A 12723-nucleotide genomic window follows, 5' to 3' on the forward strand; every position below is an offset into this window, starting at 1 on the left:
AGGAGAAATACAAATGACAAAAAATGTAATGATCGTAGACGATGCAGCCTTTATGAGGATGAAACTGAAAGATATTTTAGAGAAAAATGGCTACAATGTAGTAGCAGAAGCACAAAATGGGCTTGAGGCTGTTGAAAAATACAAAGCTGAAAAACCAAATTTAGTTACGATGGATATTACGATGCCTGAAATGGATGGGGTAGATGCTTTAAAAGAAATTAGAGCATTTGATCCAGCAGCTCGCGTGGTAATGTGTAGTGCAATGGGCCAACAAGGCATGGTTATGGATGCAATTCGTTCTGGAGCAGTCGATTTTATCGTAAAACCATTCGATAGTGATCGTGTAATCAAAGCTCTAGACAAAGCCAGTTTGTAAAGGTGACAAAAATATGCAGATGATAATATTTACGCTAAACGAAAAATATTATGCTTTTTCTTCCGAAAACGTTGAAGAAATAACAACTAAAATGGCTTGTGCCCCAGTCCCTCAATCTCCAGCTTGGGTACAAGGTCTCGTTAACTTGCGAGGAAATGTGATAACCTTGATAAATTTATCTAAATTACTTTCTCCCACTGATGAAACAAAAGAAATATGGTACAATAATATTATCATTGTGAAAAATGATGAGGAAAAAGTAGCATTTATGGTGGATGATGTTGCATGGGTATTGGATATTGAACCGTCGGCTATTCAACAGTTGGACGAACAACTTGACGATTTTGTGTCAAGTGTGATCCAAGTGAAAGACCAAATAGTGAGTGTCATCAACATGGAGAAACTATTTTTATAAAAAATGAGGGATAACTAGTGAAACAAGTTCTATCACAGCAAGAAATTGACTCGTTATTGAAGGCAGTAGAAAGTGGAAAAATCGATACTTTAGATTTAGATGACGATGATCAAGAAAACAAAGTTAAGTTGTATGACTTTAGGCGCCCTGTTCGGCTAGCGAAGGAATACATAAGTACCTTAAATATGGTCTTTGGAGAGTTCACTAAGATCGCTAGCAATATGTTGTCCACTCAAGTCAGAACCAATATAACCGTACAGCTAGCTTCAATCGAACAAGTCAGTTTTGATGAGTTTTTGCACTCGGTCCCTCGTTTTACGTTGATGGGTTTATTCCGTTCATCTCCTTTAGAAGGGACACAAATTATTGAAATCAGTCCGCAACTTTGCTTACAATTGGTTGATCTATTGTGCGGTAGTTTAGAAATTCGCGACAGCAAAGAGGAAATAACAAAAGAAAGTTTTACGGATATTGAGATGGCTATTTTAGACGAAGTATTAACCAATTTTGTCCATTCATTTGAATTGGCTTGGCGTGAGGTAGTGAAAATCGAGAGCGCATTGGAGTCAACCGAAACCAATCCGCAAATGATGCAAACCATGTCGCCAAATGAACCAGTCGTTTTGGTGACGTTTACGGTTATCGTGCATAATATTCGCACGTTTATCAATTTATGTGTTCCTTATATCTTTTTTGAAGGGATGCTAGATAAATTAAGTTTACGCAATTGGTTCCATTCTGAAAAAGAAACGGACCATTCTGATAGTGGAAAATTAGAAAAAAATCTACAGGCTGCCCCAGTAAACATGGAAGTACTTTTAGGAGAAACAGTCATGACGTTGGAAAACTTTCTACATCTAGAATTGGGCGACATCATTCCTTTGGATGGTAAGACATCTGATCCGTTGATCTTGACAGTGGAAAAATTTCCACGGTATTATGTTAAACCCGGACTAAAAGGAAAAAACATGGCGGTTGAAGTATTACAGTATATTGGAGGAGAGACAGACGAATGAGCAGTGGAAAATTAACGCAAGAAGAAATTGATGCAATGATGAGTGGAAATGTACCTACCCCTGAGCCAAAATCAACGGATACCCTTGATCAAACACAAATAGATATTGTTGGAGAAATCGGAAACATTTCCATGTCTCAAGCTGCTACAACCTTGTCTGCTATTTTAAATCGCCGCGTAACGATCACGACTCCCGTTGTGTCTACTCTGAAATTCCAAGAGATCCTCAACGAAAGTATGACACCAAAAGTGGTGACAACGATCGAATTCAAAAAAGGAATAGTTGGCAGCAACTTATTGATGATGAATGAAAGAGATGCCATTATTATCGCTGATCTAATGATGGATGGTGATGGAGACGCTGAAGGAAAAGAATTTACGGAACTTGAATTGAGTGCGGTAGGAGAAGCCATGAATCAAATGATGGGTTCTGCTGCAACGGCGATGGCTACGATGCTAGAACGGATTGTAGATATTCTCCCACCTGAAGTTGAAGTGTGGAAAGATCAAGAAAGTGTTAATTACGATAAAATCAGCGGTGACACTGTTGTGTGTAAGATTGCTTTTAAAATGGTCGTAGATGGATTGATTGAAAGTGAAATCATGCAAATCTTCACGCTTGAAACCGTTCGAACGATTTCAAGTATCGTCTTAGCGGATGAAGGAGAAGTCATCCAAGATCGCCAAGTGCCTAAGACGGAAGAGATGAAGGCACCAATTCAACCAGCTGCTAGTCAACCAACGCAAAGTAACGAAGGCAAAATTGGCATCCAAAAACCGGAGTTTCAAGAACTAACGCATGCTGGCAGTTTGAAAACGCCGCGCAATTTGGATCTGATCATGGATGTGCCATTGCAATTTAGTGTTATGTTGGGTGAGAGCAAAAAAACTATCAAAGACATTTTATCACTTGGAACTGGTTCAGTTGTTGAATTGAACAAGATGACTGATGAGCCATTGGAGATCTATGTAAATGGCAAATTGATCGCTGAAGGTGAAGTTGTTGTAATCAATGAGAGCTTCGGAATTCGGATCACCAATATCTTAAGTAAAGAACAACGAATCAAACATTTGAACTAATCCGGTGAAATACTGGTTTAACGCAATGTATCTAGCAATATAAAAAAACTTAGCATGTATCAAAATGGCAAAGGAGTCAGGACAAATTGTTCTGGCTTTTTTATTTTTTGCTTGAATAATGGAAAGGTAATTGCTACTATAGAAGAGTCTAGTCAATGAACGGATATACATAAGAAAAATAAAGTTACTTAATAAAAAGTGTCAGTGTTTCAAAAGAAATTTCTTTTGGAATGAACGGGTTTGCTTATGAAGCCATGGGAGCACCTGAAGCCTGAAAACCACAGTCTTAAGGTTTTCAAGCTTCAAACACAACGTAATCGCTGAAGCATTAACGCTGTGTAATTCACTTTGAATCCTTACATGGCTACAAGCAACCCTATTCTGTCAGAAATTTCAAGTAAGTGATGCAAATTAGTTATCAACACTAAAAATAGCGACTTATGATGTTTTTCAAAAGTAATTTCTTTTGGAATAACGGGATTGCTTGTGAAACCATGGGAGCACCTGAAGCCTAAAAACCATAGTCTTAAGGTTTTCAAGCTTCAAACAGAGCGTTAGCGCTCTGTAATTCACATTGAATCCAATACATGGCTACAAGCAACCCTATTCCGTCAGAAATTTCAAGTGAGTAATGCAATATATCTATCTAATGCTAAAAATTGCAGACGGCTATTTTAGCTAAAAGACTTAAGTATCTTAAAAACCTGCCGATAGTAAATATGTAAGGCATAAACTGCCAGTAACCAAACTCAAAACTCAAATCCAATAATAAAAAAGAGACTAAAGTATGAGAAAGGAGCACTAACCATGAAAATAGGAAATAATGGCTATAATCAATATGTTAATACTGTCCGTCAAAACCAAGAGAATGCTCACAGCAAAGGATTAGCTAAGACAAATGTGAGTGAAACAGTTAATGAAGAATCCGTAACAGTCAATATATCTGATGCAGCTAAACAACTTGCAAAAGCTAAAGCAACTGACAACGCAGCGATGACACCAAATGTAGAATCTATTAAAAAAGCTGTATTGAATGGCACTTATAATGTGTCACCTGAAAAAATTGCGAGTGGCATGATACAAGCAATGAACAATCAAAGAGAGTTCATAGAGTAATGAGTAAAAAAGCGAGAGCACTCAATACGCTAATCCAATTTAAAACCGTATTAATGGATGAAAAAAACGCGCTGATCAAAAATGACAGTGCGAAAGTAAAAGCACTTGTAGAACAAAAACAGACCTTTTTAGATAGACTTCCCACTTTAACGACTGATGGGTTGAAAAAAGAAGACCTGATCGGAGTGGTTGAAGAGATCAAAAACCTACAACAAACCAATTTGGTTCTAACGCAGCAAGTCATCAGTTACCAAGAAATGATGATGAAAGCTATTAGTACAGGGGTCAAAAAAGGTAGCTCTACTTACTCCAAACGGGGAGATTACAGTGCCGCACAACAAGCCAATCTAATTGATCAATCCCTATAAAGAGGTGAAAGAATGTCAGGTTTATTTGGAACATTAAACAATGCAACTAAAGGGTTGAATGTGCAGCAATCTGCTTTGCAGACAACCAGTCACAATATTTCAAATGCAAATACAGAAGGCTACTCTAGGCAAAAAGTTACAATGGTAGCAGACAATCCGTATACTCTTGGCGGAATCGGCCAAGTGGGTACAGGAGTTAGAATTGCGTCCATTGATCGAATCGTTGATCCGTATGTGAACAACCAATTGCGAAATGAAAACTCTTCTTTAGAAATGTATAGCCAAAAATCAGATGTCTTAGGTCAATTGGAAGGGATCTTTAATGAACCTTCAACAACTGGCTTAAATAATAATTTGAGCGAAGTCTTTTCTTCTTGGACTTATTTAGGCTCTAATCCTGAACTTGCAACGGCTAAAACAATGGTGGCTCAAAATTCTGAAACGTTTACTGATACTCTTCACCATATGTCAAATCAAATCGATAATCTACATGACGGTACAGTTCAAGATATTGAAAAAAATGTTTTAGATTTTAATTCAAAAGTAGCGCAATTAGATTCATTGAACAACCAAATTTTTAATGTAACGTCTCAAGGTCAAGCACCGAATGATTTATTAGACCAGCAAGATAAATTGTTAAAAGAATTAACAGGTATTGCTGGAGTTGAAGCCAGTTACGATAAATTTAACCGAGTAAGTATAACGGTTGGTGGACAATCCGTTCTAACCGAAGATTCAATAGCTGAGTTGAGTGTTGGAACAGACCCAACAGATGGTCAATTAAGTGTCGATGGAGAACCTATCGCTATTACATCTGGAAACATAAAGGGCTCGCAAGAAGCTTTAACAGAAATTGACACTAAAAAACAAGAACTAAATGATTTAGCTTTTACTTTTGCGACAGCTGTAAATAAAATACACAGTGACGGTGGAACAGGTGCTGATTTCTTTGAATTGGGATCAGGAGATGATTACGCCGCTTCTATTCAAGTGAATCAAGAAATTCTAGATGATGTTTCAACAATCAATGCAGGGAAAAATCTTTCTGGAGTTGTTAGTGGAGATGGTACACGTGCTCAAGCGATTGCTTCGTTGCAAAATACCAAACTAGATTACTCTAGTGACCAGGCTGGAATGACTTATGATAAAGACACTATGACATTGTCGATTATAAATTCAACAAAAGGTTCAACGGTTTCCGGTGCTTACAATGATAGTGTCACGCAAATGGGAATTGTGAAGCAACAATCGGATAACATGGTCGATAGTCAAGGAAGCTTAGTCAGTCTGCTTGAAGCCCGTAGAGATTCCGTTTCAGGTGTTTCAATCAATGAAGAGGTAACCAATACGATTACGTATCAAAGTGCTTTTGAAGCCAATTCTCGCATTATTTCAGTGGTTTCAGAAATGCTCGATACTTTGATCAACCGAACGGGGGTATAATAAATGCGGGTAACTGATTCGTTAATGTCGAAAAACTTTTTACGCAATCTTTCGGCTAATACAGAAAACGTCATGAAATACCAAAATCAATTGTCTACGTTAAAAGAAGTCAGCAAACCATCTGATGATCCTTTGAAAGTATCAAAAATTTTAGATTTAAACAACTCAATTATTCAAAATGATCAATATAAAACAACCATCAACGATGCCATTCAATGGACAAATGTACAAGATTCTGCATTGAGCAGTGCAACAGAATCGATGCAGCGAATCAAAACCTTGATTCAATCTTCAGCTAATGATACGCTTAGCCATACCGATCGCCAAGCCAATAAAGCCGAGATTGAATCTGAAATCAGAGGGACTGTTGATGCATTAAATACTAATTTTGGCGGACGATATGTCTTTGCTGGTATGAATACAACAGAAAAGCCGTTTGAAGTAACTAGTGTAGACGGTGAAATCACGGGTATTACTTATCATGATGGAGTACTCGATGATAATGCAAGTGGCAATTTGTCACGCGAAATTGCACCAGGTGTTTTAGTTGAACTGAATACAGATGGCCGTAATTTTATGAACGAACAAAATACGGAGGGAACAGATAATTTAGGTACCTTCTTTTCTGAGGTGTTGACTGCTTTAGACTCAGATAATACAGAAAAACTATCCAGCTTATTAGGCAGAGCTGATCAAGAAATCGAAAATATAGTTTCTAATCGCGCAAAAACAGGCTCTATCTATAATCGTTTGAATGCAACATTAGAACGTAACGATAGTGAAAAGTTAAACCTAAAAACAATGTTATCTGAAAATCAAGATATTGATTTAGCAGAAAAATACATGGAGTATACGATGGAATCAACGGCCTATCAAGCTGCTTTATCAATGGGAACAAAAATATTGCAAACTAGCATACTGGACTATCTATAAGATAGTTCAGTATTTTTTTAACTTTAATTATAAAATGACTTAACTCTTCATTAACTCTGCCGATATAAGGAATATAAGGCAAGATTCAAACAGAAGTTTAGTATGTTAAGTAAGAATAAAAGAAAAAATAAAAACATCCTTAACAGATAATGAAACCTGCCGATATAAGAGGTATAAGGCAACATAAACATAAAATAGACTTTAGGAGGAACACAATCATGAGAATTAATACAAATACAGCAGCAATGAATACTTACTCTAACCTTACTTCAGCTAACGCTTCAAAAAGTAACTCACTAGCTAAACTATCATCAGGTTTACGCATCAACAAAGCAGGAGATGACGCAGCAGGTTTAGCAATTTCAGAAAAAATGAAAAATCAAATTTCAGGTATGACTCAAGCTTCACGTAACGCACAAGATGGAATTTCATTAATCCAAACAGCTGAAGGTGCTTTAGGTGAAACACATAGTATCTTAAATCGTATGCGTGACTTGACAGTTCAATCTAAGAATGGCACTAATACAGATGAAGATACAAGCGCTATCCAAAAAGAAATGGACTCTCTTTCATCAGAAATCGGACGTATTGCTGAAGACACTCAATTTAACTCAAAATCTCTATTGAATGGTGGTACGGAAGGTTCAAGTTTTACTTTCCAAATTGGAGCTAATGCTGGGCAAGAAGTTGGTCTAGATATTAAAGACATGTCTACTACCGGTTTAGGATTATCTACTAGCATGTCAGTCGGAGCTAAAGCTGCTCTTGACTTAGAAAAAGCAACAGAAGCATCGGATGCAGCAACATCAGCACAAACTGCTACTGCGGGAAACTTGACTAGTGCAACAACAAACAGAACAAATGCACAAGCTGCTTTAGATGCAGATCCGGGTAATGTAACACTTACTGAAACTAGAGATGCAACGATTATAGCAGAAGCAGAGGCAAAGTTGTTAGATGATAATGCAAAAGAAGTTAAAACAACAACAACAGATACATTAACTAATGCAACAAGTTATAATACAGCTAATTCAACAAATACTGAATTAATAAGTGTAAGTAAATTGAAAGTTGCTAATACAGTTGATACTGAAGGAAATGTTGTAGGAGAAAAATTAACCGCTGCAGACTATGATAAAGTAATCGAAACAATCGATTCAGCAATTAAATCAGTCTCTGAAGAACGTGCTAACTTAGGTGCTGTTCAAAATCGTTTAGATCATACTGTTTCTAACTTAGCTACAACAAAAGAAAATTTATCTGAAGCTAACTCTCGTATTACTGACGTAGATATGGCTGAAGAAATGATGAGCTTCACTAAATCAAATATCCTTTCTCAAGCTTCAACTTCAATGTTGGCTCAAGCAAATCAAATGCCACAAAGTGTTCTTTCATTATTACAATAATAATCAGATACTAATTAAAAAACACAACAAATAAAAAGCGGGCGTTGTGCCGGCTTTTTATTTATAGTAAACTATATGATGTTGAGAAATGGAGTTGTCAGATATGGATATCATACAGCCTATCCCTAAATCTCTTCAGATTCGTCCCCTTGAATCGAGTCTGATTCATCAATCCGATAGACAATATTCACACACAGAAGAAATGTCAGATGTAGAAGAAAGACAAGAGCCAATTATTGATTCTGAAATTACCAAAGAAGAAATAGAGCAAACGGTCGAAAAAGTTAACCATTTTTTAATAGGGTTAAAAACGCAATTTGATTATAAAATCCATGAAGATACTGGCAGAACAGTTGTCAGGTTGATTGATAAACAAACAGAAGAAGTAATAAAAGAAATTCCACCAGAAAGAATGCTCGATATATTAGCAAGTATTTGGGATTCAGCAGGAATTTTATTGGATCGAAAGGAATGAAATTATGGCTGGTAGTATTAGTTTTTTAGGCTCTTATTCAGGGATTGATACGGCAACAATTGATTCATTGATTGAAGCTGAATCTGGTAAGCTTGTTCAGTACTCAAATAAACAAACAGGCATTACAGCAGAGAAAAATGCTTGGAAAGACATCAATACACGCTTAGATAGTTTGTATTCTAAGCTAGGTACTCTTGAAAAAGACGAGACTTTTCAATCAAAAACGACGACTTCAAGTGATGCAACTAAAGTTGCTATCACGGCAGGCACGAATTCAGTAGCGAGTAATTATAGTATTGAAGTAACTCAATTAGCGACTTCAAACCAAGCAATTTCAGGTATGTTTACGTTACCAGAGGGTGGAACAATTGATGGAAGTCTAGGATTGATTGGGACCTTTACTGGTATTAGTCAATCAACTCGTACTGAAGTAGAAGGTGAGTCGACTATTGGAAACTTTGAAATTAGTATTGCAGCAGAAGATAGCCTAAAAGATATTGTTGGAAAAATCAATGAAAATTCAAAGGAATCAGGAATAGAAGCAAAAATTGTGGATAACCATATTGTAATGACAGATAGTAAAATGGGCGAACGAACGATGATGTTTGGTGGTGTATCAACTGATGACGAAGGAATTGAAAATGGTAGTATGGCTGAATCATTAGGTTTTAGTCTTGTTGATGATGCTTATAAAGGTGGTCAATCAGCTGAACTTACGATAGATGGTATTGCCATTACACGCGATACGAATAGCATCACAGATGCTGTGGAAGATTTAACTATTGAACTAAAGGGTTTAACGGAAGCTTCGAAACCTGTTGCGATTGGCATCAAAGAAGATACTAGTACCACGGTTAAAGCATTTCAAGCGTTTGTGGATCAATACAATTCAACCTTATCTTTTATTGGCGATCAACTAGATGTTGGCGATCCTTCTGCTGAAGGCAATAGTACTGGAGCTTTAGTAGGGGACAGTTCTTTGATGCGGTTGCAATCTAGCCTACGTTCGTTAATGAGTCAAAATGTCAATTCGGGAAATGATGCATACAATAATTTAGAATCTATTGGAATTTCCGTAGACCGTTTTGGGGCTGCTACTTTAGATTCAGATAAATTAAAAACGGCTTTAGCAGATGATCCAACGGCTGTGAAGAAAATGCTGTTCCAAACCACTTCTATTGATGCAATAAGTACGGATGAGGCTGGTGTTTTAACGACGGTCACAACTGAAACTGAAGTGGGTATGGCGCAAAAAATGCGTTCATTAGTGGATACGTATATTTCAGATGAAACGGGTATTATTGCAACTAAATCGAACACCTATGATAAGTCATTAAAAGACCTCTCCAGCAGTATTACAAAATTCAATGAACGATTAGAGAAAAAACGTGAAAACTATGTGGCAATGTTTACTCGCTTAGACTCGGCTATGATGGAAGCAGAATCGCAATTAGCTTACTTGCAAAGCCAATTTAGCACAACTGAGTAAATTAGTTAGTAATCTAAAAATCTATCATTTTTAGTGTTAGTGGATTGGGTGAATCACTTACTTGAAATTTCTGGTGGAATAGGTTTGCTTGAAAGCCTGAAGATTTGTTTTTGACTTCAGGTGTTCCCTTGGCTCTCCACAAGCAAACCAGTTCATTCCAGAAGAAATTTCTCTTGAAACCCGAAACTTGGTAAGTAATCAATTAAGAAAGGAGTTTTCATTATGACAACTGATATCGAATGGGCTGAATTGCGAACAAATGTGTTGGAGAATATTCTGGTTCTAATGGAAACATGGACTGGGGATCCGGATGAGGCGGTGGCTATCATAGCTGGGAATCAACCGAATTTGGATCAGTTAAAAGCGATTGAGCAACAATTGAGCGAGGATGCAGCGTTTGGGTATACACCTGCTGAAACAAAACTGCTTACGATTATTATTCCTAAGCAACAACAAATGATGGCTGCTATTCGGGGCGAAAAGCTAAAGTTAATGGATAAAATGAAACAAATCAATCAAAAAAATAAAGTTAGAGATAATTATGTATCGGTGAAACAGGAGCCGGTATTTGTAGACAGAGGCATTTAATCGTAGAGTAGGAGTGAAATAGAATGTATCAAAAAAATGGATCAGCGATTTACAAAGAGAATCAGATTTTAAATGCATCGCCAAAAAAATTGATTGTCCTTTTATACGAGGGTTGCATCAAAAATTTGAAATTGGCTGAATTACATATCGCTGAAAAAAATATTGAAAAAACAGGTCAGGCTTTGATCAAAGCACAAAACATCATTGCTGAATTAATGAATACGTTAAACTTTGAAAAAGGTGGAGAGGTCGCAGAAAATCTATACCGGATGTATGAGTACCTCGCTAGCGAATTGATTAAAGCGAATGTATCGAAAAATGCAGAGGATGTAAAACGTAGCCGTGAATTGGTAAAAGAATTACGCGATGCTTGGATTGAAATGGACTAATTTAGCAAAACGACAAGTGTTGCTTTTTGGACACATTTTAAAAACAGTCGAAATCAAACAAGTAATTAAATGACCCACCTCCACCTTACTTGGGAAGAGTAAGGTTTTTTGTGTTAGAATTGGAGAGTAAAAGCATTTTTGCTTTGATGATCAAACAAGTGGAAAATACTTAGAGAAAACTAATATTGATAGAAAACAGTATTGTTTCTTTAATGAACGTAATGTTTCTGTAAAGTCTATTGCTCAATAAAAAAAAATCATATATACTTTCTAAGTATTGATATAATTGATTAATTACTCAAAAAAACGAAAAATAACCGAATAAAAATCAATAACGTTTGTATTTTATAGATGATTATGCATGAGTACAGCAATTTCTTAAAGCCAACAAAGTAAAAAAACGACATATGGAGGGAAAGATCATGAGTGACCCTACTTATAATTTGATGAAAAATGCATTAGATGCAGCATCAATGAGACAAGAAATGATTTCAAGTAATATTGCTAATGTGAATACGGATGGTTATAAAGTAAACAAAGTAGCCTTCGAAAGTATTTTAGAAAATGTTTCAAACGGTACCGCATTAAATAAAACAGATGATTTACATATGGGTTTCGAAAGTTTAACTGATGTGACGCCAGTTGTGTCAAAAAGAACCAATACGTCAGTAAAAGAGAATGGCAACAATGTTGATATCGATATCGAAATGGCTGAAGAAGCTAGCAATAGCATTTATTACAATGGGTTAGTGACGCAATTAAACGCTAAGTATGCTATGTTGCGTAGTGTAATTACGAAGTAGTGATTAAAAAACGAAAGAAGGTATAAGGATGTCGATTTTTGATTCTATGCAGATAAATGCGAGTGGATTAAGTTTAGAACGATTGAAGTTAGATACGATCTCAACCAATATTGCGAATGCAAATACCACAAGAACAGAAGACGGAGAAGGTCCTTATTTAAAAAAAGAAGTGGTTTTTGAAGAGAGTTTAAAACAGGTTGAAGCATCTTTAGCTGGTCAAGGGACCAAAAAAAGTTTTGGGGTCCAACCAACTGAAATTAGTGAAAATACAGAAGATATCGTTATGGAATATGATCCAACGCATGCAGATGCCAATGAAGAAGGCTACGTTCAGCAGTCAAACGTAAATATGGCAGATGAAATGGTCGATATGATGACCACTTTGCGAACCTATGATGCCAATGTGACGGCTATGAATGCCAGCAAAGAAATGCTGTCAAAAGCCTTACAAATCACAATCGGTTAATAAATCAACTTAGAGGAGAATTTAAATGAATGTAGACGCACTTCTTAGCAACTTAGTAAATGGTCCTGTCCAACCAGATTTAACCAGTGGACTAAATGCCTCAAAAGATGAAGCAGCAGGTAGCTTATCCTCATTTTCAGGAATGTTAGAAAACGCAATGACTTCATTAAATGACCAACAAGTAGCAGCGGATCAAGGTGTGCAAGGCTTGATCACTGGAGACACAGATAATCTACATAATGTAATGATCCAAACGTCCGAGGCACAATTGTCATTAGAAATGGCCTTGCAATTAAGAAACAAAGGTCTGGAAGCGTATAACGAAATAAAAAATATGCAATTTTAATGAGTACTTGGAGGA

The 12723-nt window shown here is 36.5% G+C and carries 16 protein-coding genes; all 16 read left to right on the forward strand.

The genetic code is table 11. From position 1 onward, the window contains the following. The first annotated feature begins 13 nt into the window (after positions 1-13). The 16 genes from BP17_RS02465 to fliE all read left to right on the forward strand — a co-directional run bounded on the left by BP17_RS02465 (position 14) and on the right by fliE (position 12708). Positions 14-376, forward strand: a complete 363-nt coding sequence (locus BP17_RS02465) for a response regulator (RefSeq protein WP_035051337.1) — start codon at positions 14-16, stop codon at positions 374-376. A gap of 13 nt (positions 377-389) precedes the next feature. Continuing rightward, complete coding sequence (locus BP17_RS02470; RefSeq protein WP_035051338.1) at positions 390-791, forward strand: chemotaxis protein CheW; 402 nt, start codon at positions 390-392, stop codon at positions 789-791. 17 nt (positions 792-808) lie between these two features. Then, the gene (fliM, locus tag BP17_RS02475; RefSeq protein WP_035051339.1) at positions 809-1807 is read left to right on the forward strand and encodes a flagellar motor switch protein FliM; all 999 of its coding nucleotides are present in this window, start codon (positions 809-811) and stop codon (positions 1805-1807) included. Next, positions 1804-2886: a flagellar motor switch phosphatase FliY gene (gene fliY / locus BP17_RS02480; protein WP_035051340.1), complete on the forward strand. Its 1083-nt coding sequence runs from the start codon at positions 1804-1806 to the stop codon at positions 2884-2886. Before fliM ends, fliY begins: the two co-directional genes overlap by 4 nt. An 807-nt stretch (positions 2887-3693) precedes the next feature. Then, positions 3694-4002 (forward strand): flagellar biosynthesis anti-sigma factor FlgM, encoded by a 309-nt coding sequence (flgM, locus tag BP17_RS02485; protein WP_035051342.1) that lies wholly within the window; start codon positions 3694-3696, stop codon positions 4000-4002. Continuing rightward, positions 4002-4370 carry a flagellar motor switch protein gene (locus BP17_RS02490; RefSeq protein WP_035051343.1) on the forward strand — a complete coding sequence of 123 codons (369 nt, stop codon included), beginning with the start codon at positions 4002-4004 and terminating at the stop codon, positions 4368-4370. The genes flgM and BP17_RS02490 overlap by 1 nt, the downstream gene beginning before the upstream one ends. 12 nt (positions 4371-4382) lie before the next feature. Next, on the forward strand, positions 4383-5813 hold the full coding sequence (flgK, locus tag BP17_RS02495) for a flagellar hook-associated protein FlgK (protein ID WP_035051344.1): 1431 nt from the start codon (positions 4383-4385) through the stop codon (positions 5811-5813). Positions 5814-5816: 3 nt separating this feature from the next. After that, on the forward strand, positions 5817-6746 hold the full coding sequence (gene flgL / locus BP17_RS02500) for a flagellar hook-associated protein FlgL (protein ID WP_035051346.1): 930 nt from the start codon (positions 5817-5819) through the stop codon (positions 6744-6746). A 218-nt stretch (positions 6747-6964) separates the two neighbouring features. Beyond that, entirely contained in the window at positions 6965-8152 is a 1188-nt protein-coding gene (locus BP17_RS02505) for a flagellin N-terminal helical domain-containing protein (protein WP_035051348.1), read from the forward strand. Between the two features lie 103 nt (positions 8153-8255). Continuing rightward, on the forward strand, positions 8256-8627 hold the full coding sequence (locus BP17_RS02510; RefSeq protein WP_232219590.1) for a flagellar protein FlaG: 372 nt from the start codon (positions 8256-8258) through the stop codon (positions 8625-8627). 4 nt (positions 8628-8631) lie between these two features. Next, complete coding sequence (fliD, locus tag BP17_RS02515) at positions 8632-10116, forward strand: flagellar filament capping protein FliD (RefSeq protein ID WP_035051354.1); 1485 nt, start codon at positions 8632-8634, stop codon at positions 10114-10116. A gap of 222 nt (positions 10117-10338) precedes the next feature. After that, positions 10339-10704 (forward strand): hypothetical protein, encoded by a 366-nt coding sequence (locus BP17_RS02520; protein ID WP_035051355.1) that lies wholly within the window; start codon positions 10339-10341, stop codon positions 10702-10704. 23 nt (positions 10705-10727) lie between these two features. After that, a complete protein-coding gene (gene fliS, locus BP17_RS02525; protein WP_035051356.1) occupies positions 10728-11093 on the forward strand; it encodes a flagellar export chaperone FliS in 366 nt (121 codons plus the stop codon). Between the two features lie 422 nt (positions 11094-11515). Further along, on the forward strand, positions 11516-11896 hold the full coding sequence (gene flgB / locus BP17_RS02530; RefSeq protein WP_035051357.1) for a flagellar basal body rod protein FlgB: 381 nt from the start codon (positions 11516-11518) through the stop codon (positions 11894-11896). A gap of 28 nt (positions 11897-11924) precedes the next feature. Continuing rightward, positions 11925-12362 (forward strand): flagellar basal body rod protein FlgC, encoded by a 438-nt coding sequence (flgC, locus tag BP17_RS02535; protein ID WP_035051358.1) that lies wholly within the window; start codon positions 11925-11927, stop codon positions 12360-12362. Between the two features lie 25 nt (positions 12363-12387). Then, the gene (fliE, locus tag BP17_RS02540) at positions 12388-12708 is read left to right on the forward strand and encodes a flagellar hook-basal body complex protein FliE (protein WP_035051359.1); all 321 of its coding nucleotides are present in this window, start codon (positions 12388-12390) and stop codon (positions 12706-12708) included. The last annotated feature ends 15 nt before the right edge of the window (positions 12709-12723 follow it).

It is taken from the genome of Carnobacterium pleistocenium FTR1, from assembly GCF_000744285.1.
Classification (GTDB): domain Bacteria; phylum Bacillota; class Bacilli; order Lactobacillales; family Carnobacteriaceae; genus Carnobacterium_B; species Carnobacterium_B pleistocenium.

Excerpts from the sequence above, each read along its gene's own strand:
- BP17_RS02465 (WP_035051337.1), top strand. The coding sequence starts at position 14 with ATGACAAAAAATGTAATGATCGTAGACGATGCAGCCTTTATGAGGATG.
- BP17_RS02470 (WP_035051338.1), top strand. The coding sequence starts at position 390 with ATGCAGATGATAATATTTACGCTAAACGAAAAATATTATGCTTTTTCT.
- fliY (WP_035051340.1), top strand. The coding sequence starts at position 1,804 with ATGAGCAGTGGAAAATTAACGCAAGAAGAAATTGATGCAATGATGAGT.
- flgM (WP_035051342.1), top strand. The coding sequence starts at position 3,694 with ATGAAAATAGGAAATAATGGCTATAATCAATATGTTAATACTGTCCGT.
- BP17_RS02490 (WP_035051343.1), top strand. The coding sequence starts at position 4,002 with ATGAGTAAAAAAGCGAGAGCACTCAATACGCTAATCCAATTTAAAACC.
- flgK (WP_035051344.1), top strand. The coding sequence starts at position 4,383 with ATGTCAGGTTTATTTGGAACATTAAACAATGCAACTAAAGGGTTGAAT.
- flgL (WP_035051346.1), top strand. The coding sequence starts at position 5,817 with ATGCGGGTAACTGATTCGTTAATGTCGAAAAACTTTTTACGCAATCTT.
- BP17_RS02505 (WP_035051348.1), top strand. The coding sequence starts at position 6,965 with ATGAGAATTAATACAAATACAGCAGCAATGAATACTTACTCTAACCTT.
- BP17_RS02510 (WP_232219590.1), top strand. The coding sequence starts at position 8,256 with ATGGATATCATACAGCCTATCCCTAAATCTCTTCAGATTCGTCCCCTT.
- fliD (WP_035051354.1), top strand. The coding sequence starts at position 8,632 with ATGGCTGGTAGTATTAGTTTTTTAGGCTCTTATTCAGGGATTGATACG.
- BP17_RS02520 (WP_035051355.1), top strand. The coding sequence starts at position 10,339 with ATGACAACTGATATCGAATGGGCTGAATTGCGAACAAATGTGTTGGAG.
- fliS (WP_035051356.1), top strand. The coding sequence starts at position 10,728 with ATGTATCAAAAAAATGGATCAGCGATTTACAAAGAGAATCAGATTTTA.
- flgB (WP_035051357.1), top strand. The coding sequence starts at position 11,516 with ATGAGTGACCCTACTTATAATTTGATGAAAAATGCATTAGATGCAGCA.
- flgC (WP_035051358.1), top strand. The coding sequence starts at position 11,925 with ATGTCGATTTTTGATTCTATGCAGATAAATGCGAGTGGATTAAGTTTA.
- fliE (WP_035051359.1), top strand. The coding sequence starts at position 12,388 with ATGAATGTAGACGCACTTCTTAGCAACTTAGTAAATGGTCCTGTCCAA.